Source organism: Oleomonas cavernae, assembly GCF_003590945.1.
GTDB lineage: Bacteria > Pseudomonadota > Alphaproteobacteria > Zavarziniales > Zavarziniaceae > Zavarzinia > Zavarzinia cavernae.
In genome coordinates this window covers 649,941-671,822 of the sequence record NZ_QYUK01000011.1, presented here as the reverse complement: position 1 = coordinate 671,822, position 21,882 = coordinate 649,941, and the positions used below count along the sequence as shown (strand labels likewise).

Annotated in this window: 23 protein-coding genes, 2 tRNA genes and 2 pseudogenes; 12 read left to right on the top strand and 15 right to left on the bottom strand. The window is 67.8% G+C overall.

Going from position 1 to position 21,882, the window contains the following annotated elements:
- Window positions 1-93: 93 nt before the first annotated feature.
- Complete coding sequence (locus D3874_RS06735; RefSeq protein WP_119782185.1) at window positions 94-1,464, top strand: formimidoylglutamate deiminase; 1,371 nt, start codon at window positions 94-96, stop codon at window positions 1,462-1,464.
- Between the two features lie 10 nt (window positions 1,465-1,474).
- Here the strand turns inward: D3874_RS06735 and D3874_RS06730 are convergent, their stop codons facing one another.
- Complete coding sequence (locus tag D3874_RS06730) at window positions 1,475-1,915, bottom strand: MarR family winged helix-turn-helix transcriptional regulator (RefSeq protein ID WP_119782184.1); 441 nt, start codon at window positions 1,913-1,915, stop codon at window positions 1,475-1,477.
- Window positions 1,916-2,045: 130 nt separating this feature from the next.
- Here D3874_RS06730 and D3874_RS06725 point away from each other — a divergent pair, with 130 nt between their 5' ends.
- Window positions 2,046-2,783, top strand: a complete 738-nt coding sequence (locus tag D3874_RS06725) for an alpha/beta fold hydrolase (RefSeq protein ID WP_119777396.1) — start codon at window positions 2,046-2,048, stop codon at window positions 2,781-2,783.
- Between the two features lie 71 nt (window positions 2,784-2,854).
- Here the strand turns inward: D3874_RS06725 and D3874_RS06720 are convergent, their stop codons facing one another.
- Window positions 2,855-3,592: a UTRA domain-containing protein gene (locus D3874_RS06720; protein ID WP_158595870.1), complete on the bottom strand. Its 738-nt coding sequence runs from the start codon at window positions 3,590-3,592 to the stop codon at window positions 2,855-2,857.
- Between the two features lie 77 nt (window positions 3,593-3,669).
- Between D3874_RS06720 and D3874_RS06715 the strand changes: the two genes are divergently transcribed.
- Entirely contained in the window at window positions 3,670-4,464 is a 795-nt protein-coding gene (locus D3874_RS06715) for a phytanoyl-CoA dioxygenase family protein (RefSeq protein WP_119777394.1), read from the top strand.
- Here D3874_RS06715 and D3874_RS06710 read toward each other — a convergent pair whose 3' ends face one another.
- Window positions 4,465-5,328, bottom strand: coding sequence for an alpha/beta fold hydrolase (locus D3874_RS06710; protein WP_119777393.1), 864 nt, complete (start codon window positions 5,326-5,328; stop codon window positions 4,465-4,467).
- A gap of 80 nt (window positions 5,329-5,408) precedes the next feature.
- Between D3874_RS06710 and D3874_RS06705 the strand changes: the two genes are divergently transcribed.
- On the top strand, window positions 5,409-5,981 hold the full coding sequence (locus D3874_RS06705) for a TetR/AcrR family transcriptional regulator (protein WP_119777392.1): 573 nt from the start codon (window positions 5,409-5,411) through the stop codon (window positions 5,979-5,981).
- A 159-nt stretch (window positions 5,982-6,140) separates the two neighbouring features.
- On the opposite strand, the pseudogene glmS reads toward D3874_RS06705, so the two are convergent.
- Window positions 6,141-7,963 (bottom strand): annotated as a pseudogene (gene glmS / locus D3874_RS06700) (glutamine--fructose-6-phosphate transaminase (isomerizing)).
- 10 nt (window positions 7,964-7,973) lie between these two features.
- Window positions 7,974-9,311 carry a bifunctional UDP-N-acetylglucosamine diphosphorylase/glucosamine-1-phosphate N-acetyltransferase GlmU gene (glmU, locus tag D3874_RS06695; protein ID WP_456306441.1) on the bottom strand — a complete coding sequence of 446 codons (1,338 nt, stop codon included), beginning with the start codon at window positions 9,309-9,311 and terminating at the stop codon, window positions 7,974-7,976.
- 132 nt (window positions 9,312-9,443) lie between these two features.
- Here glmU and gph point away from each other — a divergent pair, with 132 nt between their 5' ends.
- Both gph and D3874_RS06685 read left to right on the top strand, forming a co-directional pair.
- Window positions 9,444-10,169, top strand: coding sequence for a phosphoglycolate phosphatase (gene gph / locus D3874_RS06690; protein WP_119777390.1), 726 nt, complete (start codon window positions 9,444-9,446; stop codon window positions 10,167-10,169).
- A 23-nt stretch (window positions 10,170-10,192) separates the two neighbouring features.
- Window positions 10,193-10,267, top strand: a tRNA-Val gene (locus tag D3874_RS06685).
- Window positions 10,268-10,288: 21 nt separating this feature from the next.
- On the opposite strand, the gene D3874_RS06680 is transcribed toward D3874_RS06685, so the two are convergent.
- The 6 genes from D3874_RS06680 to D3874_RS06655 all read right to left on the bottom strand — a co-directional run bounded on the left by D3874_RS06680 (window position 10,289) and on the right by D3874_RS06655 (window position 14,009).
- On the bottom strand, window positions 10,289-10,642 hold the full coding sequence (locus D3874_RS06680; RefSeq protein WP_119777389.1) for a tRNA-binding protein: 354 nt from the start codon (window positions 10,640-10,642) through the stop codon (window positions 10,289-10,291).
- Window positions 10,643-10,764: 122 nt separating this feature from the next.
- Window positions 10,765-11,199 carry a phasin family protein gene (locus D3874_RS06675; protein ID WP_119777388.1) on the bottom strand — a complete coding sequence of 145 codons (435 nt, stop codon included), beginning with the start codon at window positions 11,197-11,199 and terminating at the stop codon, window positions 10,765-10,767.
- Window positions 11,200-11,282: 83 nt separating this feature from the next.
- Entirely contained in the window at window positions 11,283-11,735 is a 453-nt protein-coding gene (locus D3874_RS06670) for a phasin family protein (RefSeq protein ID WP_119777387.1), read from the bottom strand.
- A gap of 111 nt (window positions 11,736-11,846) precedes the next feature.
- Complete coding sequence (locus tag D3874_RS06665; RefSeq protein WP_119777386.1) at window positions 11,847-12,464, bottom strand: TetR family transcriptional regulator; 618 nt, start codon at window positions 12,462-12,464, stop codon at window positions 11,847-11,849.
- A 135-nt stretch (window positions 12,465-12,599) separates the two neighbouring features.
- Window positions 12,600-13,454 carry a pyrroline-5-carboxylate reductase gene (gene proC / locus D3874_RS06660; protein WP_119782183.1) on the bottom strand — a complete coding sequence of 285 codons (855 nt, stop codon included), beginning with the start codon at window positions 13,452-13,454 and terminating at the stop codon, window positions 12,600-12,602.
- 57 nt (window positions 13,455-13,511) lie between these two features.
- Complete coding sequence (locus tag D3874_RS06655) at window positions 13,512-14,009, bottom strand: type III secretion system chaperone family protein (RefSeq protein WP_119777385.1); 498 nt, start codon at window positions 14,007-14,009, stop codon at window positions 13,512-13,514.
- A gap of 322 nt (window positions 14,010-14,331) precedes the next feature.
- On the opposite strand from D3874_RS06655, the gene D3874_RS06650 reads away from it, so the two are divergent.
- Window positions 14,332-14,406: transfer RNA gene (locus D3874_RS06650), tRNA-Gln, on the top strand.
- A gap of 36 nt (window positions 14,407-14,442) precedes the next feature.
- Here the strand turns inward: D3874_RS06650 and D3874_RS06645 are convergent.
- The 3 genes from D3874_RS06645 to D3874_RS06635 form a co-directional block, all read right to left on the bottom strand.
- Window positions 14,443-15,045 carry a hypothetical protein gene (locus tag D3874_RS06645; protein WP_119777384.1) on the bottom strand — a complete coding sequence of 201 codons (603 nt, stop codon included), beginning with the start codon at window positions 15,043-15,045 and terminating at the stop codon, window positions 14,443-14,445.
- 478 nt (window positions 15,046-15,523) lie between these two features.
- The gene (locus tag D3874_RS06640; RefSeq protein WP_119777383.1) at window positions 15,524-16,189 is read right to left on the bottom strand and encodes a gamma-glutamylcyclotransferase; all 666 of its coding nucleotides are present in this window, start codon (window positions 16,187-16,189) and stop codon (window positions 15,524-15,526) included.
- Between the two features lie 15 nt (window positions 16,190-16,204).
- Window positions 16,205-16,468, bottom strand: coding sequence for an accessory factor UbiK family protein (locus tag D3874_RS06635; RefSeq protein ID WP_119782182.1), 264 nt, complete (start codon window positions 16,466-16,468; stop codon window positions 16,205-16,207).
- Between the two features lie 122 nt (window positions 16,469-16,590).
- On the opposite strand from D3874_RS06635, the gene lgt reads away from it, so the two are divergent.
- The 5 genes and pseudogenes from lgt (at window position 16,591) to D3874_RS06610 (ending at window position 21,417) form a co-directional block, all read left to right on the top strand.
- Window positions 16,591-17,508, top strand: coding sequence for a prolipoprotein diacylglyceryl transferase (lgt, locus tag D3874_RS06630; RefSeq protein WP_119777382.1), 918 nt, complete (start codon window positions 16,591-16,593; stop codon window positions 17,506-17,508).
- A complete protein-coding gene (locus D3874_RS06625) occupies window positions 17,505-18,575 on the top strand; it encodes a class I SAM-dependent methyltransferase (RefSeq protein ID WP_119777381.1) in 1,071 nt (356 codons plus the stop codon). Before lgt ends, D3874_RS06625 begins: the two co-directional genes overlap by 4 nt.
- A gap of 1 nt (window position 18,576) precedes the next feature.
- A pseudogene (pgeF, locus tag D3874_RS32385) lies at window positions 18,577-19,349 on the top strand (peptidoglycan editing factor PgeF).
- Window positions 19,350-19,470: 121 nt separating this feature from the next.
- The gene (locus D3874_RS06615) at window positions 19,471-20,208 is read left to right on the top strand and encodes a hypothetical protein (RefSeq protein ID WP_119777380.1); all 738 of its coding nucleotides are present in this window, start codon (window positions 19,471-19,473) and stop codon (window positions 20,206-20,208) included.
- 273 nt (window positions 20,209-20,481) lie between these two features.
- Window positions 20,482-21,417: a ribose-phosphate pyrophosphokinase gene (locus D3874_RS06610; protein ID WP_119777379.1), complete on the top strand. Its 936-nt coding sequence runs from the start codon at window positions 20,482-20,484 to the stop codon at window positions 21,415-21,417.
- Between the two features lie 35 nt (window positions 21,418-21,452).
- Here D3874_RS06610 and D3874_RS06605 read toward each other — a convergent pair whose 3' ends face one another.
- The gene (locus D3874_RS06605) at window positions 21,453-21,872 is read right to left on the bottom strand and encodes a PleD family two-component system response regulator (protein WP_147385550.1); all 420 of its coding nucleotides are present in this window, start codon (window positions 21,870-21,872) and stop codon (window positions 21,453-21,455) included.
- Between the last annotated feature and the right edge of the window lie 10 nt (window positions 21,873-21,882).

The window sequence follows — 21,882 nt, the reverse complement described above, 5'->3', positions numbered from 1 at the left end:
CAAAAGAGGCTTGCGTCACGGCGAACCCTCTAGAAATCGCTTGATTTGGACTTTAACTGGAACATTATTGTCTAGTCAATAAGGAGCGTGATGATGGAATCGGTTTTTGTCGAGCAGGCCCTGCTGGCCCACGGCTGGGCCGACCGGGTGCGCCTCACCGTGGCCGCAGACGGGCGGATTGCCTCGATCGAGACCGATGCGACACCCCGGGCCGGCGACCAGGTGCTGACCGGGAAAACCCTCCTCCCCGCGCTCGCCAATTTGCATAGTCATGCCTTCCAGCGCGCCATGGCCGGCCTCACCGAATATCGCGGCCAGCAGCGTGACAGCTTCTGGACCTGGCGCGAACTGATGTATCGCTTCGTCGGTGCCCTCACCCCCGACCAGGTCGAGGCGATCGCCGCCCTGGTCCAGGTCGAGATGATGGAGGCGGGCTATGCCGCCGTCGCCGAATTCCATTACCTGCACCACCGGCCGGGTGGCGGCGCCTATGACGATATCGCCGAAATGTCGGCCCGGGTTGCCGCCGCCGCCAGCGAGACCGGCATCGGCCTCACCCACCTGCCCGTGCTCTACGCCTTCGGCGGCGCGGGAGAAAAGCCCCTGAGCGGTGCCCAGGCGCGGTTTGGCTGTGATGGCGAACGCTACCAGGCGCTGATGGCCGCGGCCGACCGGGTCATCGCCGCCCTGCCTGCCGATTGCCGCCTGGGGATCGCACCCCATTCCCTGCGCGCCACCTCGCCCGGCCTGCTGAAGGCGACGGTCGCCCACTTCCCCGGCCGGCCGATCCACATCCATATCGCCGAGCAGCAGCAGGAAGTGCGCGACATCGAGGCTTGGCTGGGTGCCCGGCCAGTGGCCTGGGCCCTCGACAACCTGCCCGTGGACGAGCGCTGGTGCCTGGTCCATGCCACCCATATGACGGCAGACGAGACCACGCGCCTCGCCCGCTCGGGCGGCGTCGCCGGCCTGTGCCTGATCACCGAGGCGAACCTGGGCGACGGCCTGTTCCCGGTCGAGGCGTTTCTGGGCGACGGCGGCCATATCGGCGTGGGATCCGATTCCAATGTCCGCATCGCCCTGGCCGAGGAATTGCGCCTGCTCGAATACGGCCAGCGCCTGGGCCACCAGGCTCGCAATGTCGTCTTCACCGAGGGCCAGTCGACCGGCCGCGCCTTGTACGAGGCATCCCTGAAAGGCGGCGCCCGGGCGCTCGGCCGCGACAGCGGCGCGCTCAAGGTCGGCGCCTATGCCGACATGGTCACGCTGGATATGACGGCACTCGCCCTCGATGGCCGCCAGGGCGACCGGATCCTGGACGGCTGGATCTTCGCCGGCGACGACCGCCTGGTCAGCGACGTCTGGGCTGCCGGGCGTCACAAAGTGAAGGACGGCCGCCATGTCGCCCGCGAGGCGGTGGAGAAACGCTATCGCGGGGTGCTGAAAAGCCTGCTCGCTGCGTAACCACGCATCGCTACCCGGGCCCGATCATACCGTCGCGTAGCGCCTGCACCTTGCGATTGAGATCGATCATCTCAGGCACCGTGAAACCGGAACGACGCAGGAGCGTAGCCGTCAGGCAACCCGTCTTGGCATGAAGGTCGGCTCCCTTCGGGCTCAGGTAGACCTGGACCTGACGTTCATCAGCGGCGCTACGTTGGCGGGTTAGGAATCCGGCACTTTCCAGCCGCTTCACGGCCGGCGTTATCGTGCTGGGCTCGAGCGCCAGCCTGTCGGCGATCGCCGTGATCGTCAGGCCGTCCTTTTCCCACAGGGTACTCAAGACAAGGTACTGCGTGTAGGTAACGCCCAGCTCATCCAGCATCGGCTTGTAGACGCGGTGAATGGCGATCGACGCCGAGTAGATCGAAAAGCAGAGTTGGCTGTCGAGGGGAAGCGGGGGGGCGTCGACCATCGTCGTCTCCATCGTTCAAGCATGCCACATCAATTACCACAAAAAATAATATCGCGATAAATAAACCGCTTTACAAGGCCGCCGCCTCGCTGTACCAGTTTGTTTATCGCGATAATTATCGTCGCGATTAATAAACTGGAGAAACGCAAATGGCTACCCCCTCACCCCCGCTCACGCGGCGCCGGCCGGTGCCAAGAACATCGTCCTGGTCCACGGCGGCTTCGTCGATGGCTCCGGCTGGCAGGGCGTCTACGAGATCCTGAAGAAGGACGGCTACAACGTCAGCATCGTGCAGAACCCGACCACCTCGCTGGCCGACGATGTCGCCGTCACCAGGCGGGCGATCGCCCAGCAGGATGGCCCCGTCGTTCTTGTCGGCCATTCCTATGGCGGCGTCGTCGTCAGCGAGGCCGGCACGGATGAGAAGGTGAAGGCGGTCGTCTACATCGCGGCCTTCGCACCCGACAAGGGCGAATCCGTTTCCTCGCTGATCGCCAATCCGCCTGCCGGCGCCCCTGTGCCCCCGATCCTGCCGCCCGTGGATGGCTTCCTGTTCCTGGACAAGGCCAAATTCGCGGAGGCCTTCGCGGCGGATGTCGATGCCGACACCGCGTCATTCATGGCCGACTCGCAGGTGCCGTGGGGTGTCGCGGCGCTGACCGGCGCCGTGACCGCCCCGGCCTGGAAGAGCAAGCCGAGCTACTATCTGGTCGCGGCGGACGACCACATGATCCCGCCGCCTGCCCAGCGGATGATGGCTGCGCGCGCCGGCGCGACCACGGTGGAAACGGCCGGCAGCCACGCCGTCTACGTCTCCAGGCCGGAAGCCGTCGCCGCCCTCATCGAGCAGGCCGCGACCGCGAAGTAACCATCAGGTTCCAGCCCGCTACCGGAGCGTCCCAGGGCGCTCCGGTATTTTCTCGCCAGGGGCTTACCCGATTACAACCGCGGCAATACTGCCGCCCAATCGGGCGGGGTGCCGGAGGTGCCGCCGAAGCGGTAGCGGCTGCTGGGTGCGGTGATCAGAGCGACCGAGGCGACCAGGTTCAAGGACCAGGTGCGCCGGCGCAGCAGGATGCAGGGTTCCGATACTTTCACGCGCAAGAGGCGGGCCATCTCGGCATCGGGGCGCGCGGCCTCGAACACCTGTTCGGCCGCCTGCAGCGGACCCAGCGACATCAAGTGGTCGTAGGGTGTCACCTTGGTGAAATCCTGGGCCAGGTAGTCGGGCGCGAAGGCCAGATTGGCATAGCGATCCTCGAACTGCACCGGCACGCCGTCGGCATGGTGCAGCAGGCCCGAGCGGGCATAGGGCTGGTGGCGGGGCAGGCCCATCATGTCCTGGATTGCCGGATCGCTGCCCAGCCCCAGCGAGATCACCTGGCAGAAATAGGCCTGGCCGCCCCGGCGCACGGAGTCGGAAATATTGTTGATCTCGAACAGGGCCGATTCCGTCTTCTTGACCGAGACGAAGGACCCCACGCCCTGCATCCGGCTGATCACGCCGTCCTGCTCCAACTCCTTCAGCGCCCGGGTCGCGGTCATGCGCGAAACCTCGAAGCGCTTCACCAGGTCGAGTTCCGAGGGGATGCGCTGGCCGGGCTTGAGTTCACCCGCCAAGATCGCCTCGGTGATATAGGCCTTGAGGCGCTGGTACTGCGGTAGGGGTTCAGGCATCGCGCCGCTCACCGTGAGTTGACATGACATGTATAGACATGTTTTAACCCGTCAGCGCAAGAGCCAAGGAGATCGCCATGACGCTCGTCGGAACCGCTGAAGTTGAACAGTTCGCGACCCAGGGCGCCACCGTGCTGCGCGGCGCCTTCAAGGATTGGGTCGAGCCCCTGCGCGGCGGCACCGCCCGGCTGATGGCCGATCCCAGCCCGCTGGAGCGCTCCTATACGCCGAAGGACGGCACCGCCCCCTTCTTCCAGGACCTGTGCAACTGGCAGCGCATCGATGAATTCCGCGCCTTCGTCGAACAGTCGCCGGCAGCGGCGATCGCGGCGCAATTGATGAAGTCGCGCGCGGCGCGCTTCTTCCACGACCATGTCCTGGTCAAGGAACCGGGCACCTCCATCGTCACCCCCTGGCACCAGGACCTGCCCTATTACTGCGTCGGCGGGACCCAGACGGTCAGCCTGTGGATTCCGCTGGACCCGGTGGCGCAGGCAAACAGCCTGCAATGCGTCGGCGGTTCGCACCTGTGGGGCCGCAACTACAAGCCGATGCGCTTTGACGGGACCGAGCTCTACCAGGGCGATCCGTCCACCCCCATGCCCGACATCGACGCCGACCGCAGCGCCTTCGACATCCTGGCCTGGGACGTGGCACCGGGCGACGCTGTCGCCTTCAATTTTGGCACCGCTCACGGCGCGGCCGGCAACGCCGCGGGCACGCGGCGGCGCGTGTTTTCCGCTCGCTGGGTGGGCGACGACGCCGTCTTCGTCGATCGCGGCGGCAAGGGTTCGCCCCCGTTCCGCCATCTCACCTTGAAGACCGGCGAACCGCTGGACGGGCCGGATTTCCCCGTCGTCTACCGCGCCTGATCAGGCGGCGGGCTGGACCGCCGCCGCCTCGGTCCCCCTGGCGAAGGCCACGAAGGCCCCGGCGAAGGCGTCGGGGTCTTCCAGGAAGGCAGCGTGACCGCCGGTGAAGTGCTGGACCTGGGCGTGTTTCACGCTTTCCACGGCGGCGCGGCTGCGGCCCCAGGCGACGATGCGGTCCTGCCTGGCCCAGGCGAAGAACACCGGCATCGGCAGGCGGGGCAGCAGGCCGCGGATATCGGCCCCGGCCTCGCCGAAACTCTGCCAGGCCTGGGCCAGCACGGGTGCCGTCTGCGGGCCTGCCGCGACGATACGGGCGCGCTGCCCGGCCGCTGCCGGTGCCGGCAGGACCGTGCGGTAATAGGCGGCGAAGGCCCTGGGGAACCACCAGCGTCCCCTTGTCCCGGCCTTGAAGAAGCGAACCATCGCGCCGACGAACAGCCTGGCCACCCGGTCGAGCGGGGCAAGGCCGCCGGGATCGGCCAGGACCAGGGCCTGGACCAGATCGGGCCGGCGCGCCGCGAAGACGATCGCCGCCGCGCCGCCGATCGAACAGCCCAGCAGGATCGGCCGCCGGCCATCGGGGAACAGTTGCGGCACCAGCGCTTCCAGCAGATCGGCATAGCGGTCGGCGCTGGCCGCCCGGGCATCGGCCGGGCTGCTGCCCTGCCCCGGCCAATCGACCGCGATCACCTCAAAACCCTGGGGCACCACGCGCTCGGCAAAGCCCTCAAAATCGCGCCCACCGTGGCCCGTCGCATGCACGCACAGGACCGGCTGGCCCCGGCCCCGCCGGGACACCGCCAGCGCCGTGCCGGCACTGTCGATCATGGTGAAAGGCGCCTGAACCCCGATCGCTGCAAGCATCTTGATCTGGCCTCAATGTGATTTGTATATCACAAAGTGATCGCGATATCACGGTTTGTCAATGCAGAGCGGGTGATTCGATGCCAGATGCAGCTCAACTGACTGAAACCCCTGCCAAAAGGGGCGAAGGCCGCCGCGCCCTGCTGGAAGCTGCCCGGCTGGAATTCGAGGAGCAGGGCTTCGACGGCACCAACAGCAATGTGATCGCCAAACGCGCCGGTTTCGCGCCGCAGACCTTCTACCGCCACTTCAAGGACAAGCTGGCGATCTTCCTCGAGGTCTATGCCGTCTGGGTCGAGCAGGAGGCGGTCGAACTGGCCAATGCCACCAGCGCCCGCGCCTTTGCCGAGGCGATCATCGCCCACCACACGAAACACAAGGTGTTCCGCCGCTCCCTGCGCAGCCTGACAGTGGAGGATCCGGCGGTGGGTGCCGTCCGTGCCGCGGCGCGCCAGGCGCAGATTCAGGCCCTGGCCCAGGGCAGCCAGAAATTCGCCGCCCGGACGTTTGCCGAACAATGCGCCACCCTGCTGACCATCGAACGCCTGTGCGACGCCGTCGCCGACGGCGACTACGATGCGCTGGGGGTTCCACCGGCCGAGGCCCGCGCCACCGTTATCCGCGCCATCCGGCAGGTGGTGGATTTGCCGTAAGCGAAGCCGAAAAAGCCCTCTCCTCCTGGGAGGAGAGGGTTGGGTGAGGAGGGATGCCGGGAGAGAAAGCGCGCTGCCCGGCGACCACCTCACCTTCCCGTCGCTGACGCGACGGGCCCCTTCCTCTCCCCCGCAAGCGGCGGAGAGGAGATTTATCCCCTACTCCACTGTTACCGACTTGGCCAGGTTGCGTGGCTGATCCACATCCGTACCCTTGGCCACGGCGGTGTGATAGGCCAGCAACTGCACCGGTATCGCATAGAGCACCGGGGCGACGAAGGAATCGACCACCGGCATTTCGATGATCTCGGCGGCATTCTTGCCCTCGGTCGCCAGGCCCTTGGTGTCGGACAGCAGGACCACGCGGCCGCCGCGCGCGAGTACCTCCTGCATGTTCGAGACGGTCTTCTCGAACAGGGGGCCGTGAGGGGCGATGACGATCACGGGGACCTGGTCGTCGATCAGGGCGATGGGGCCGTGCTTGAGCTCGCCGGCGGCGTAGCCTTCGGCGTGGATATAGGAAATCTCCTTGAGCTTCAGGGCGCCTTCCAGGGCCAGCGGATAGATGGCGCCACGGCCCAGATAAAGCACGTCGCGGGCGGTCGACAGCCACAGGGCGATCTCGCGGATCTTGTCGTCGTGGTTGAGCACTTCCAGCGCCCGCGCCGGCACTTCCGACAGGGCCGCGCACAGGCGCGCCTCCTCGACCGCGTCGATCGCGCCGCGGGCCCGCGCCACGGCCAGGACCAGGCACATCAGCACGGTCAACTGGCAGGTGAAGGCCTTGGTCGAGGCTACGCCGATCTCAGGGCCGGCCAGGATCGGCAGCACCAGGTCCGCCTCGCGCGCGATCGAGGATTCAGGGACGTTGACCAGGGCGACGATCGACTGGCCCTGTGACTTGGCGTAGCGCAGGGCAGCCAGGGTGTCGGCCGTCTCGCCCGACTGGCTGATGAACAGGGCGGCCCCCCCTTTTCCATCGGCGCCTCGCGGTAGCGGAATTCCGAGGCGATGTCGACCTCCACGGCCAACCGTGCCACTTGCTCGAACCAGTATTTGGCGGTCAGCGCGGCATAATAGGAGGTGCCGCAGGCGACGATGGTCAGGCGGCCGACCTTGGTCCAGTCCGGCCCGCCTTCCGGCAGGATGGGCAGGCGCGTGGCGGGGTGAAGATAGGTCGCCAGCGCATCGCCGATCACCTGGGGCTGCTCGAAGATTTCCTTGAGCATGTAGTGGCGGTAATTGCCCTTCTCGATCATCGCCGGCGACAGGGCGACGGCCCGGATGGCCCGGTCGACCAGGCGATCCTCGGCGTCGAACACGGTGGCGCCATTGGTGTCGAGGACGACCCAGTCGCCCTCCTCGAGATAGAGCACCCGGTGCGTCCAGGTCGACAGGGCCATGGCGTCCGAGCCCAGATACATCTCGCCCTCGCCGAAGCCGACCGCCAGCGGGCTGCCGCGGCGCGCCCCGATCAGCAGGCCGTCATGGCCGGCGAACAGCATGGCCAGGGCAAAGGCGCCGCGCAGGCGCTTGAGCACGCCGGCGACGGCCAGTTGCGGGCTGAGGCCGGATTCGATGCCGTCCGAAATCAGGTGGGCGACGACTTCCGAATCCGTCTCGCTCTCGAAATACCGGCCCTTGGCCGCCAATTCGTCCTTCAGTTCGCGGAAATTCTCGATGATGCCGTTGTGCACCACCGCGACATGGGCCGTGGCATGGGGATGGGCATTGGTGGTGTTGGGCGCGCCGTGGGTGGCCCAGCGGGTGTGGCCGATGCCGGTGATGCCTGGCAACGGCTCGGTCGCCAGCAGGTCCGACAGATGGAACAGCTTGCCCTCGGCCCGGCGGCGGTCGATGCCGCCATCGACCAGGGCAGCGATGCCCGCCGAGTCATAGCCCCGGTATTCCAGCCGGCGCAGGCCGTCCACCAGGCGGGAAGCCACTTGCGAAGTGCCGACGATACCGACGATGCCACACATGATCTTGCCTTCAGGATTTGGGCTGGCGCGCGGCCAGCTTCTTGGCGCGGAAGCGGGCGGCCCAGCCGGGCTTTTGCACCGGCGGCGCCCGCTCGACATAAAGGGCATCGGCCTCGACCGCTTCCACCACCACCGAGCCGGCGCCGGTGATGGCCCCGGCGCCGACGCTGACCGGCGCCACCAGGGCGGTGTTCGAGCCGATGAAGGCCCCGGCACCGATCTGTGTACGGTGCTTGTCGAAGCCGTCGTAATTGCAGGTGATGGTGCCGGCACCGATATTGGCCTTCGCGCCTACGTCGGCATCGCCGATGTAACTCAGGTGGTTGGCCTTGGCGCCTTCGCCCAGCACGGCATTCTTCAACTCGACGAAATTGCCGACATGGGCATCGCGCGCGATCACGGTGCCGGGACGCAGCCGGGCGAAGGGGCCGATGATGGCGCCGGTCTCCACGCTCGCCCCTTCCAGGTGGCAGAAGGCGTTGATGCGCACGCCGTCGGCAATCTTCACCTTCGGCCCGAACACCACCTGCGGCCCGATGGTCACGTCGCGGCCCAGTTGGGTATCGATCGACAGGCGCACCGAGGCGGGATCCTCGAAGGTCACGCCCGCCTCCATGTGAGCCTGCTTCAGGCGCGCCTGCAGGATCGCCTCGGCCTGGGCCAGTTCGACCCGGCTGTTGACGCCCAGCACCTCGTCGGCGTCGCCCTCGACGACGACGGTGCCCAGGCCCCGCGCCCTGGCGATGGCCACCACGTCGGTCAGGTAATATTCGCCCTTGGCATTGGTGTTGGCGATGGCGCCAACCAGGCTCTTCAGGTGGCGGCCGTCGATCGCCATGACCCCGGCATTGCACAGGCCGATCGCCAGTTCGGCCGGGCCTGCCTCCTTGGCCTCGACGATCCGCTCGAGACTGCCGTCGGCGCCCAGCACCAGCCGGCCATAGGCGCCCGGCTCGGGCGGCCGGAAGCCCAGCACGGCCACCGCCACGCCGGGCGCCAGGGCTGCGCGCAGGGCGACCAGGGTCCGGGTCCGGATCAGCGGCGTATCGCCGAACAGGACCAGCACCCCGCCCTCGAAATCGCCCAGGGCCTCGAGCGCGCAGGACACGGCATGGCCGGTGCCCAGCGGCGGGTCCTGGACCGCGATCGCGGCCGGCTTCACCGCCTCGGCCACGCCGGCCAGGCCCGGCGAGAGCACCGCCACCATCCGCGCCGCGCCCAGGGCCCGGGCAGCCTCGACCACGTGCAGGATCATCGGCCGGCCCGCCACCGGGTGAAGCACCTTAGGCAGGTCCGATTTCATCCGCGTACCCTTGCCGGCGGCAAGAATGACGGCAGCGGTGGGCAGCGGGGCGGCATCAGACATCGGACACTCGACAGTCGACGGGAATCACGGGCGACAAGGTGCCACAGGCCCGGGCCGTCCTCACAGTCACCTTTTATTGCAAAGTCTTGCGGCGGCGGGGCAAACTTCGCCGTCATGTCATCTTGCGAAATTCTCCCCTTCTCGGCGACCCTGCCCGACACGGTCATTTTCGACCTGGACGGCACCCTGGTCGACAGTGCCCCGGACCTGACCGGCGCGCTGAATGCCACCCTGGCCACCCTCAGCCTCGCCCCGATCCCCGAGGACGAGGTGCGCCACATGGTGGGCCAGGGCGTGCGCAAGCTGCTGGAGCGCGGCCTGGAGGCACACGCCCGGCCGATGAACAGCGCCGGCCTCGACGCCCTGAGCGCGGTCTTCGTCGACTATTATGCCGCCCATGTGGCCGACCATTCCCGCCCCTTTCCGGGCGTGGTCGCCACCCTGCGCTGGCTCAGCGCCCGGGGCGTGAAGCTGGGGGTCTGCACCAACAAGCCGGAGGCCCTGGCCAGGCAACTGATTGCCGCCCTGGATCTTGGGCAGTTCATTCCGCCGCTCGCGATTCTGGGGGGCGACTCCCTGACCGTGAAGAAGCCCGACGGCCGGCACATCATCGCCACGGTCGAGGCGCTGGGCGGCGATCTCGACCGCACGGTGATGGTCGGCGACAGCGCGGCCGACAGCAATGCCGGCCGGGATGCCGGGATTCCGGTGATTCTGGTCAGTTTCGGCTATACCCCGATTCCCGCCCGCGAGCTGGATCCCGAGGCCGTCATCGACCATTTCAACGAGCTGCCCGCCACCCTGACCCGAGTGCTTGACAGGCATCGCGCCCGCGCCTAAACATGCGCCCCTCGACCGGGGATGGGCGCGTAGCTCAGCGGGAGAGCATCGCCTTCACACGGCGGGGGTCACAGGTTCAATCCCTGTCGCGCCCACCATCCCCAGCGCTTCTCACGATGTCAGAACAGCCGCCCGCCGTTGGGCACCGGCACGCTCGGCGAGATCAGCACGACGGCGCCGTCGGCGTCGGGGAAGCCCAGCACCAGCACCTGCGACATGAACTTGCCGATCTGGCGCGTGGGGAAGTTCAACACCGCGGCGACCTGGCGGCCGATCAGGGTATCGGGCGTATAGTGCACGGTGATCTGGGCCGACGAGCGGCGCAGGCCAAGCTCGGGCCCGAAATCCACGGTCAGCTTGTAGGCGGGCTTGCGCGCCTCGGGAAACGGCTCGACCGCGACGATGGTGCCGACGCGGACATCGACCTTCAGGAAATCGTCGAACGTGATCTGGGGGGCGACGGGATCAGACATGGGACGGTTCGGCGCTCCCCTCCTCACCCCAGCCCTCTCCTCTCGAGAGGAGAGGGAGAATCGAAGCCCTCTCCTCCTCAGGAGGAGAGGGTTGGGTGAGGAGGTGGAGGGGCCTTCGCTTACTATTCGCCCTTCTTGCCGGGCTTCAGCGACTTGATTTCCTCGATCGACTCGGCGACCCGCTTCTGGATCAGGTCGAAGGCCTCGGAGTTGGCCTTGGAGGTCATCTCGGCCAGTTCGCGCATGTTGGCGAGCGCGCCCTCGAACGCCTTCTTCAACACCTCGGGCGCTACCTTGGCATCGCCCACATTGCCGGACATGACGCCGCGCAGCACGCTGGCCGCCTCGGTCATGGTCTCGCGCATGATCTCGACCTGACGCTTGGCCACGGCCTGGAAGCCTTCGAAGGCGACCCGGTTGGCCTGGGTCAGGGCTTCGATGTTCTTGCGCGACGACGAGACGACGGAGTCGAGATCGACGCTGGGCATCTTCAGGTCGCCGACGAACTTCTTGGCGTCGAAATTGAAGAACGGAAATTCAGGCTTGTCGGAGGCCATGAGGGAAGTCCTTATCCATGGAGGCAGGAGACGAGACGATACCCGCGGTGCAGCAGGATCTGCCGCACCGCACCATAATACACCTACTCCTTGGTGCCACGCATTGCCTTGAGTTCGGTCAAGGTCGCTTTCATGCGCTCGTTGATCAGCGCCAGCGCCTCGCCGTTGGCCTTGGAGGCGGCTTCGGCCAGATCCTTCATGTTCTGGATCGCCATGTTGAAGGCCATCTTGGCCATCTCCGTGCTGGAGGGGCCATCGCCGCCGCCGCTGCTGGCCTCGCCGCTCTTCTTGGCTTCGCGCTTGGCCTTGATCACCCCCTGCGCCATTTCCATGGTGTTCTGGAAGATCTCGACCTGGCGCCTGGCCAGCGAGGTATAGCCGTCGGTCACCGAGCGCTGGGCGGCGACCAGGGCGTCCATGTTCTTGCGATTGGTCTCGATCAACTGGCCGACGTCGACGGTCGGTAGCCTGAAGCTGCCCAGCAGCTTGCCAAGATCGAGTCCGAGCAGGGTGGTGCTGGATTTTTCGTCGCTCATCGATGCCTCTCCTCGGGCCGTATTGCTTGATTCTGAAAGCCACGCGAACACTATAGCCAAGCCTGATTGCACGTCGACGTGCTGTTCACGAGGCCCGCGCCAGGCGGCGCATCAACCCGCCCGCGCCAAGCGGCGCATCAACCGATCACCCCGCGCGATCTGCTTGTCGAGGGCGGCCATGGTGCGCGCCAGGTCCTCGCTGTCGTCTTCCAGAAACGTCGGCACCACCGCCAGGAACACCGCCGCCGCCCCGCGCTGACGCAGCAGCCCGCGCCAGCCGGTGCCGTCCAGCCCTGCCGCCTCGACCATCCAGCGCATGGATTCGAGGAACCCCGGGATGCGGGTGATCAACCCTAAGGGATCGCGGCGCTCGGCCGCGGCGATCGAGCGCAGGGCGGCGCGATGAGGCGCCAGCGCCTCGAAACGGCGCATCAGGACATCGAACAGGCGGTCGCGCGCCGGCTCGGCCGCCAGGCTGGGGTCGTCGCCGGCCAGCACCGCACGGTCGATGCCGCGGGCGAAGCGGTCGAGAATTGCGCCCTTCGACGCCAGGCGGGGATAGAGATCGGCCAGGGCCACGCCGGCGCGCGCCGCGATCGTTGCCAGGGTGACCCGCCCCCACGGCCCTTCGGCGGCCAGGGCCAGGGCCGCGGCGATCACCTTGGCCTCGACCTCGCCGGCCTCGTTCTTGTCTTTTGCCCGCGCCGCCATCCCGTCATCCCACTCCATTCGTCATCCCGGCCTCGAGCCGGGATCTCAGGACCAGTGCTCTCGGTGCCTGACCCCCACAAGATCCCGGCTCGGGGCCGGGATGACGCGGTTTGAATAGAAGATGGCGCGCAACCGCCGCCGATGCCAGCGCTGTCAGCCGGCCAGTTCGCGCGAGCGTGCCGTGGCCGCGGCGATGGCCCGGTCGAACAGGGGCTGCAGGCCGTCGTCGGCCATCAGCACGGCCAGGGCCCGTTCGGTGGTGCCGGCCGGGCTGGTCACATTGCGGCGCAACTGGTCCGCCGGCTCGTCCGACAGGCGCGCCAGCTCGCCCGAGCCGCTGACGGTTTCGCGCGCCAGGCGCATGGCGAGATCCGGCGCCAGGCCCTGGGCAATGCCCGCCTTGGCCAGCACCTCGATCAGCAGGAAGACATAGGCCGGCCCGCCGCCCGACAGGGCGGTGACCACGTCGATCAGGCCCTCGTCCTCGACCCAGCCGACGGCGCCCACCGCAGCGCACAGGTGGGTGGCAAGGTCGCGCTCGGCCGCCCCGGCATGGCGGCCGGCGACCAGCACGGTCATGCCGCGGCCGACCGCGGCCGGGGTGTTGGGCATGGCCCGGATCACCGGCACGCCGGCGCCAAAAGCCGCTTCGAACAGGCCGATCCGCTTGCCCGCCGCGATCGACAGCACCAGGCAGCGCGGGCCGACCAGGCGTGGGGCGGCGGCCAGCACCTCCTCCATCTTCTGCGGCTTGACCGCCAGGACGACGGCGGCGGGATCGAGCCCGGCGGGCAGTGCATCGAGCGTGTCGACCACGGTGACGCCGCGAGTTTTGAAGCCGTCGGTCAGCGGCGAGGCATAGGGCTCGACCACCACGGCGAGCGACGCGGCCAGGCCGCGGGCCAGCCAGCCTTCGAGCATGGCGCCGCCCATCTTGCCGCAACCGATCAGCAGCAACGGGCGCTCCAGCGCCAGGCTGCCGCCGGTGGTCGCATGATCAGCAGTCATCACCCAGCTCCCCAGGGCGACCGGCACCCCAAGGGTGCCGGTGCCGGAAAAGATCCGTCAGGCCTCGCCGACGGTCTCGATGAGCGACGCGGCCAGGGCTTCCTGCGCGCTCTTACCGCCCCACAGGACGAATTGGAAGGCCGGGTAGAAACGCTCGCAGGTGGAAATGGCGATATCGATCAATTCCTCGCACACCGTGACCGAGGTGCTGGTGCCCATCAGGCTGGCGTGGCGGAACAGGATGACGCCGTCTTCCGACCACAGGTCGAAATGGCCCAGCCACAGTTGCTCGTTGACCAGGCCCAGCAGGTGATAGATCTCCTGCCGGCGCGCGGGCGGCACCCGCATGTCGAAGGCGCAGGTGAGCTGCAGCGCACGCTCGGGCTCGCGCCAGGAAAAGCCGAAATGGTAGTCGCACCAGCTGCCGTTCACCGCGACCGACAGCTCGCCGTCGCCGGCACGATCGAAGGGCCAGTCATTGGCGGCGACGATCTGTTCGATCAAATCGATCGGATCCCCGGCGGGGTTTTCGCGTTCAACGAACAGCATACCCATGACAGTACTCCTCGAGCTGGGCCGTCGAGCGGCTTGTTGCGCCAGATGGGGGGAGTGCGTGGCTGCGGCCATCACCGGAAAATAGCCCACAGGTGCCAAACTTTTGGCACATGTTGTAGGCAAGGGACGTCGCATCCACCATGTAAAGAACGGTGGCAGGGCCTTCGATTCGTATCAAGCGCTTGTCGCTGTGCACTGCCGGAAACTGTGACAGGGGTGCTTGGAGCGCTTGCGCGCCGGCCCGCGAATACCTATGTTCCGCCGCACGCCGCGACCCCGCGCCGCCCGATCACGATCGGACAGGCTTCATGTGGGGTCCTGCTGGGGCGTCGCCAAGTGGTAAGGCAGCGGTTTTTGGTACCGCCATTCGGAGGTTCGAATCCTCCCGCCCCAGCCAACCCAACCGCAGAAAGCCGAAGCTGAGCTGCCACACCTAGGGTGCGGACTTGGTCGCCGGATCGGGGGCGCCGGACGGCACGGCGGGTTGGTCGGGCTGCTTGCCGATCACCGAATACCCCTCCAGCGGCGGCACCGGCTGACCACTGGCGCAGACCGCGAAAGCGTCGCGCAACAGCTTCTGCCGCTCCTCGACCACCCACGCCTGCCACAGAACCCAATTGGTCGCCTCCAGGGCGGTGCTGCCGGTCTGCCGGATGCTCATCATGAAGATCGGCCGATGATCGGTCCGACCGGCGCTGACGGCATCGATTATGCCGCCCAGTGCCATGCCCATCCCGAACCCGCCAGGTCCGGCGGCGCTGCCGACCGCCATGCCGGAACCGACCGCGCTGGAGCGTCGCATATCACACATGACGACGCTCGTTTCCGCGGCGGGGTCGTCCAGCAACAGCAGCGTTACCTCATAGTCACAAGTCTGCACGACCAGATGATTGAAGACGCATTTGGCCACTACCTTCCGGTCTCCCACGCCCGACATCCTTTCCTCGGGCACCGTGTCCGTTATGCCGCCGCGCGTCGCGCAACCGGCAAGCGCCATCGAGGCCAGCAAGGACCCGTAAAAAAGGAGGGACGCCATGATTTACTCACCGCTCACGCCGAAAGGCGTGTCCGCAGATAGGAGTTGATGTCAACTTCGTCGATCTGGCTGGCCGACAGGAAGCGACCGGTATAGTTGCGATAGATTCCCGTTGTCAGGAATAACTCGAACACATCGGGAGAAAATAGGGGTCGATGTTGCCATCACGGGCCTCCACGGCCTCGCAATGTACGACAAATCGCCGTGCATACCGACACAGGCAGCCACAAAAAAGGCCCGCCGAGATTGCCGGCTCGGCGGGCCTAGTTGCTTGAGTGGATGATGTCCTAGTCGAAACGGTAGGTCGGGGGCGCGTCACCGGACCATCGGATAGCGCTTATGGGTGACCGGCCTACGATTTGAGCCTAGGCCCCATCGCCGGAATTGCGCAAGCAGGGTTGCGCCGAAATGGGGCGATTGCCCATGATTTCGGCACCAATTCCGCCCTCACCCGTTTACCATAATACCCGCGGAAAGCCTAGGTATGGATGATCTGGGCGACCAGCGTCACCAGCCGCGCCATCGATGAATCGCTGATTCCCAAGGCTTCCAGCGCGTTTACCGATTCATGCAGATATTCGCGGCAGGTACCCAGGTGCCCCTCGGCGACGGCGACGTGGCGCGCCACCTCGGTCTCGTCCAGGCGGCCTGCATAGCGGGCATGCGTGCGGTTGATGGTGAAGGTGATGGCGCGCAGGGGCCCTTGCGGTGAATCGAGCGTCACCCAGCGCGGGACATAGGCGCCCGACAGCATCTCGCGGCGCCACACCAGGCGGAGTTCCTCCTCCGCCCGGTCGCGGGCGATGCGGAAGACGACGCCGCGGCAGGCGCCGCCCCGCTCCAGCCCCAGGACCAGGCCCGGACACTCCGGGGTGCCGCGACCCAGCGGCGTCCACAGGCAGAAGCGGCGGTGCCAGGCGCGCAGCAGGGCGGGCAGCGCGTCTTCGTAGAGGAAGGCCGGGCTCCACATCAGCGAGCCATAGCCAAACAGCCAGACATCACCCGGGGGTGCCGCCGCCAGCGTCGTCTGCAGCGAGGCTTCACGCTCCTCCTCGCTCAGGAAGGTCAGCGTGCCGCTGGGGGTGAGTTGGCGGACAAGCTCCGCGAAATGGCCGGCGACGAGATCTTCGCGGCACAGGCCCATCGGCGGCGGCGGGCCTTAGCTGTCGCCGCTGGCGGCCGCCAGCTTGGCTTCGAGGGACGCCAGACGCTCGGCCAGGGCCTCGTTCTCGGCCCGGGCCTTGGCGGCCATGGCCTTCACCGCCTCGAATTCCTCGCGCGGGACAAGCTGCATGTCGGCGACGAAACGCTCGACCAGTTGGCGGACGACGCCGTCCGCTTCCTGGCGCACCCCTTGGAGCGCGCCCATGGCCCCGGTGGCGAGCCGGGCGAGATCGTCGAGGAGGCGATTTTCTGTTTGCATGATCGTCACTGTGCCTCGGCCTCTTCGCAGGTGCAACTGCGCCAATTCGTCCAGGGCCCGGCTTGACAAGGCGCGGTGGCCGGCTGACAAGCAGCCTCGCGGTTCAAGCGGAGAGCGATTTCATGTTCACACTGCCCCTTGTCGATTTTCCCGCGATCGACCCGGCGATCTTCGAGATTGGGCCGATCTTTGGTATCGGGCCGCTCGCCATTCGCTGGTATGCCCTGGCCTATGTCGCCGGAATTGTCCTGGGCTGGCGCCTTGCCGTGCGGCTGACCCGCAAGGCGGGATCGGCCGTCACCGCGCTCGAGATCGACGACCTGATCGTCTGGATCACCATAGGCATCATCCTGGGCGGCCGGTTGGGCTATATCCTCTTTTACAATTTCCCGGTCTATCTCGATAACCCTTTGCAGGCACTGGAGATTTGGAAGGGTGGCATGTCCTTCCACGGCGGCATGCTGGGTGTGATCCTCGCCGTCTATCTGTTCGCCCGCAACCGCAACATTCCGCTGTTCGCCCTGGGCGATATTGTCGCCATCGTGGTGCCCGTCGGCCTGTTCTTCGGGCGGGTGGCGAATTTCGCGAACGGCGAGCTTTGGGGCCGAAAGACCGACGGGACCTGGGGCATGGTCTTCTGCAACGAACGCATCCTCTCGGCCTATAACGGGAAGTGTCCCGCCGACAGTTTTCCCCGTCACCCGAGCCAGCTTTATGAAGCTTTCTTGGAGGGCATCGTCCTGTTCATCTTCCTGATGGTGCTGGAACGCCTGGGGGTACGCAGGCGGGCCATGGGGGCGCTGACCGGCTGGTTCCTGATCGGCTATGCCGTGGCGCGCATCACCTGCGAGTTCTTCCGCGAGCCCGACGAACAGCTCGGCTTCCTGATCCCCGGCATCGACACCACCATGGGCCAGATCCTGTCGGTCCCCATGGCCCTGGTCGGGATCTGGATGGTGGCGACAGCCGGCCGGCGCGGTGCCCCGCCCGACCGCAGCGCCCTGGACCGGCCGGCCGCCGCCGACACCAAGGCGGCATGACGCCGCTCGCCCTGGCGCTGGCGCAACGCATCACCCACGACGGGCCGCTGTCCGTCGCCACCGTGATGGCCGAGGCCCTGGGCCACCCGCGGCACGGCTATTACAAGACGCGCGAACCCTTCGGGCCGGCCGGCGACTTCGTCACCGCGCCCGAGATCAGCCAGATGTTCGGCGAATTGATCGGGCTGTGGCTGGGCGTGGTGTGGCTGAGCCTGGGCGCGCCGGCGCGCGTGGTCCTGGCCGAACTGGGCCCGGGGCGCGGCACCTTGATGGCGGACGCCCGCCGCGCCCTGGCCAAGGTGCCGGGATTTCCCTTGGAAAACCCCGTCCACCTGGTCGAGACCAGCCGGCGGCTGCGCGAGATCCAGGCCGCGGCCATCGCGGCCCCGGTCATCCATCACGACGATATTGCCGGCCTGCCCGCCAACGGGCCGCTGCTGCTGGTCGCCAATGAATTCTTCGATGCCCTGCCGATCCGCCAGTTCGTCTGGAACGGGCGGGCCTGGCACGAGCGGGTGGTGGGGCTGGAGGCCGCCGGCGGCGCGCTGGGCTTTGGCCTGGCGCCGGTGCCGGCGCGTGACGGCCTGCCCCCGCATGATGGGCCCAAGACCGGCGACGTGCTGGAATATTCGCCCGCCGGCGTCGCCATCGCCGGCCAGCTCGGGCAACGGCTGGCCAGCCAGTCCGGTGCCGCACTGATCATCGACTATGGCACCGCCCATCGCGGTTTCGCCGACACGCTGCAGGCGGTGTCGCGGCATCGCTTCGCCGATGTCCTGGCCACCTTGGGCGAGGCCGACCTGACCGCCCATGTGAACTTCGGCCACCTGGCCCAGGCGGCGGAAGGGGCCCGCGCCTATGGTCCGGTTGCCCAGGGGGGCTTCCTGGAGGCCCTGGGGCTGGAAGCCCGGGCCGGCCGCCTGGCAGCCGCCCGGCCGGACCAGGCCGAGGCGATCGCGGCCGCGCGGCGGCGGTTGACCCACCCCGCGGAGATGGGCAGCCTGTTCAAGGTTTTGGCGCTGACCGGTCCGGCCGTGCCGGTGCCGCCTGTTTTCGGGATCCCTTGAGATGACTCCGCCGCCGCACCATCGCGCTCGCGCGCTCGACAGCCTGCCGCACGGCTTCTTCGGCCGCCAGGGCGGGGTCTCGTCGGGCCTGTATTCGTCGCTCAACTGCGGCCTGGGCTCGAACGACGCGCGCGACGCGGTGCTGGAAAACCGCGCCCGGGTGGCGGCCGGGATCGATGGCGGCGCCCGCCCCCTGCTCTCGCTCTACCAGGTCCACAGCAGCACGGCGGTGACGGTCGAGGCGCCCTGGCCCCCGGCCAGGGGCCGCAGGCCGACGCCATGGTGACCAACAGGCGCGGCCTGGCGCTGGGCATCCTGACCGCCGATTGCGCCCCGATCCTGTTTGCCGACGCCGGGGCCGGCGTCATCGGCGCCGCCCATGCCGGCTGGAAGGGCGCCCTGGGCGGCGTGGCCGAGGCGACGATCGCGGCCATGATCGCCCTGGGCGCCACGCGCGCCGGCATCGCGGCGGCGATCGGCCCGTGCATCGGCCAGGCTTCCTACCAGGTCGGGCCGGAGTTCGAGGCGCGCTTCCTGGCCGAGGACGGCCCGCAGGCCGCCCTCTTCTTCCGCCGGCCCAGCCCCGGCGCCCGCCCCCATTTCGACCTTGCCGGCTATGTCGCCGCCCGGCTCGAACGGGCCGGCATCGGCCGGGTCGAGAATCTGCACCTCGACACCGCCGCCGATGAGGACCAATTCTTCTCCTACCGGCGCACGACCCTGGCCGGTGCCCAGGACTATGGCCGCGAAGTCGCGGCAATCGCCCTCGATTGACGCCGTGCACCCCCGGGAGCCCAGCCGGCCATGCCGCACATGCTCATCTTCCTCGCCTTCCTCCTTTTGGGGCTACTGGCGAGCTGCGTCCTTTAGGTCGCTCGCCCTCATCCTCTGCCTGGTGCTGGTCGGCGCGGTGGCCAGCGGCTGTTCGACCGCCGGCAAGAATCGCTTCAACCGGCTGATCGGCCGCTACAAGCCGGCCCAATCGATCCTGCCGCCGCCGGGCAGCCCCGATGCCGGCAAGATCCAGAGCGGGGTGCCCGTCCTGGTCACGCCCGCCGCCGGCCTGTCCGCCCAGGCGGACGGTCGGGCGAGCCAGCTCAGCAATGCCATCGCCGCCCGCCTGGTGACGGCCGATATCCTGGCCACCACCCGCAACGCCGCTTCGCAAAGCTATGTCCTGGGCAGCCGGATCGACGGCGATGCCTTGGCCGTCCTGCTGTCCCGGCCCGACGGGCTTACCGTCGGCACCTGGCGGGTTCCGCTGGGCGGCCCGGCCGCCAATCTCGACAGCGCCGGCATCGAAGCCCTGGCCTCAAGGGTCGCCGCCGCGGTGCTGGGCCGGGCCGAGGCCGAGACTGCCGGCCCGGCGCCGGCCCCCGCCGCGGCCGCCGTGGCGGCGGCCCCGCCGGCCCCCAGCGTGGTGGTGGCCGAGGTCAAGGGCGCGCCCGGCGACGGCAACAGTGCGCTGCGCTCGGCCCTGGGCCGGGCCCTGGCGGTGGGCGGCCTGGCCGTGCTGGGCAAGCCGCTGGCCAATTCGCTGACGGTTCACGGCAAGGTCACCATCAAGCCGCTGACCCCGCAGGTCGACCATGTCACCCTGGCCTGGGAGGTCCGTTCCCCGGCCGGGGACTGATCGCCACCATCACCCAGGAAAACGACGTGCCGGCGGGCAGCCTGAACAATAGCTGGGGGCCGATCGCCGGCGCCGCGGCTCAGGGCGGGGCCGACGGCATCCTGCAATTGGTTGCCGCGCTGCAACGGCGGTAACCCACATCTGCGCGGAAGATCGGCAAAATCGGCCCTGGCTCGTTTACAGCATCGTGACGGCTTGATAATAAGGCCGCGCGTTTCGCAGGGCCGCGAGCGCAGCAATAACTGATCTCCTACGATTCGAGCGGGTGCGCGCATGAAGGTGCTGGCCGGGAATAGCAACCGACCGCTGGCGGAAGCAGTCGCCGCCTATCTCAACCTTCCCCTGACCAAGGCGAGCGTCCGGCGCTTCTCCGACCAGGAGGTCTTCGTCGAGATCCAGGAGAACGTGCGCGGCCAGGACGTGTTCGTCATCCAGTCGACCTCCTATCCGGCCAACGACAACCTGATGGAACTGCTGGTCTGCATCGACGCCCTGCGGCGCGCGTCGGCCAAGCGCATCACGGCGGTGATCCCCTACTTCGGCTATGCCCGCCAGGACCGCAAGCCCGGGCCCCGCACGCCGATCTCGGCCAAGCTGGTGGCCAACCTGATCACCACCGCCGGTGCCAACCGCGTCCTCACCCTCGATCTCCATGCCGGGCAGATCCAGGGCTTCTTCGACATCCCGACCGACAACCTGTTCGCCGCCCCCGTGATGGTCAACGACATCAAGGAGACCTACGGCACCAAGGAACGGCTGATGATCGTCTCGCCCGACGTCGGCGGCGTGGTGCGCGCCCGGGCGATCGCCAAGCGCATCGATGCCGATCTGGCGATCGTCGACAAGCGGCGCGAGCGGGCCGGCGAATCGGAAGTCATGAACATCATCGGCGAGGTGACCGGCCGCCGCTGCATCCTGGTCGACGATATCGTCGATTCCGCCGGCACCCTGTGCAATGCCGGCGCGGCCTTGATGGAACACGGCGCCAAGAGCGTTTCCGCCTATGTCAGCCACGGCGTGCTGTCGGGCGGGGCGGTCGCCCGCGTCTCGGCCTCGGTGCTTGAATCGCTGGTGATTTCGGACTCCATCCAGGCGACCGAGGCGGTGCGCCTGAGCCGCAACATCCGCCGCCTGACGATCGCCCCCCTGATCGCCGAAGCGATGCGCCGCATCAACGACGAGACCTCGGTCTCCAGCCTGTTCGACTGAGCGAGCCCGCCGGGCAGCCAAGCCTGTTCGCTGTCTCAGCGGTGGCCCATCTCCTCCAGGGCACCGGTGATGACCAAGCGCAGATGGTCGAGCACCTCGCGGCCGACGAGACGGTGCCGCGAAACCCGTGACGCCTTGCTGAGCGTCTTCTTGCCGAGCGTGACGACCATGGCGCGGGAGCCCAGGCGAAGCGCCCCGTCGATGACGGTCGACGGTGACCAGCCTTGCAGGTCCGCGTCCACGACCAGAATTTCCGGGCGGTCGTTCATGATGCGGCGCAGGCCGGAATAGCCGTCATAGGCCGTGATCACCTGATACTGCCACGACAGCAGGAGGCCCTGCAGGAACCTCCGGCGTTCCGCGTCGGCGTCGATGATGAGGACGGTCGGGCTGCCGGGGCGCTCGAGCAGCGAAGCATAGGCCAAGATGTCCCCCGTGCCGACCACGATCGCCACACCCGGCATC

Excerpts from the sequence above, each read along its gene's own strand:
- D3874_RS06635 (WP_119782182.1), bottom strand. The coding sequence starts at position 16,468 with ATGCAAACAGAAAATCGCCTCCTCGACGATCTCGCCCGGCTCGCCACC.
- D3874_RS06720 (WP_158595870.1), bottom strand. The coding sequence starts at position 3,592 with ATGCCTGAACCCCTACCGCAGTACCAGCGCCTCAAGGCCTATATCACC.
- D3874_RS06730 (WP_119782184.1), bottom strand. The coding sequence starts at position 1,915 with ATGGTCGACGCCCCCCCGCTTCCCCTCGACAGCCAACTCTGCTTTTCG.
- D3874_RS06735 (WP_119782185.1), top strand. The coding sequence starts at position 94 with ATGGAATCGGTTTTTGTCGAGCAGGCCCTGCTGGCCCACGGCTGGGCC.
- D3874_RS06665 (WP_119777386.1), bottom strand. The coding sequence starts at position 12,464 with ATGGAGTGGGATGACGGGATGGCGGCGCGGGCAAAAGACAAGAACGAG.
- lgt (WP_119777382.1), top strand. The coding sequence starts at position 16,591 with ATGTTCACACTGCCCCTTGTCGATTTTCCCGCGATCGACCCGGCGATC.
- proC (WP_119782183.1), bottom strand. The coding sequence starts at position 13,454 with ATGACTGCTGATCATGCGACCACCGGCGGCAGCCTGGCGCTGGAGCGC.
- D3874_RS06705 (WP_119777392.1), top strand. The coding sequence starts at position 5,409 with ATGCCAGATGCAGCTCAACTGACTGAAACCCCTGCCAAAAGGGGCGAA.
- D3874_RS06640 (WP_119777383.1), bottom strand. The coding sequence starts at position 16,189 with ATGGGCCTGTGCCGCGAAGATCTCGTCGCCGGCCATTTCGCGGAGCTT.
- gph (WP_119777390.1), top strand. The coding sequence starts at position 9,444 with ATGTCATCTTGCGAAATTCTCCCCTTCTCGGCGACCCTGCCCGACACG.
- D3874_RS06710 (WP_119777393.1), bottom strand. The coding sequence starts at position 5,328 with ATGCTTGCAGCGATCGGGGTTCAGGCGCCTTTCACCATGATCGACAGT.
- D3874_RS06680 (WP_119777389.1), bottom strand. The coding sequence starts at position 10,642 with ATGTCTGATCCCGTCGCCCCCCAGATCACGTTCGACGATTTCCTGAAG.
- D3874_RS06645 (WP_119777384.1), bottom strand. The coding sequence starts at position 15,045 with ATGGCGTCCCTCCTTTTTTACGGGTCCTTGCTGGCCTCGATGGCGCTT.
- D3874_RS06670 (WP_119777387.1), bottom strand. The coding sequence starts at position 11,735 with ATGAGCGACGAAAAATCCAGCACCACCCTGCTCGGACTCGATCTTGGC.
- D3874_RS06625 (WP_119777381.1), top strand. The coding sequence starts at position 17,505 with ATGACGCCGCTCGCCCTGGCGCTGGCGCAACGCATCACCCACGACGGG.
- D3874_RS06715 (WP_119777394.1), top strand. The coding sequence starts at position 3,670 with ATGACGCTCGTCGGAACCGCTGAAGTTGAACAGTTCGCGACCCAGGGC.
- D3874_RS06655 (WP_119777385.1), bottom strand. The coding sequence starts at position 14,009 with ATGGGTATGCTGTTCGTTGAACGCGAAAACCCCGCCGGGGATCCGATC.
- D3874_RS06610 (WP_119777379.1), top strand. The coding sequence starts at position 20,482 with ATGAAGGTGCTGGCCGGGAATAGCAACCGACCGCTGGCGGAAGCAGTC.
- D3874_RS06675 (WP_119777388.1), bottom strand. The coding sequence starts at position 11,199 with ATGGCCTCCGACAAGCCTGAATTTCCGTTCTTCAATTTCGACGCCAAG.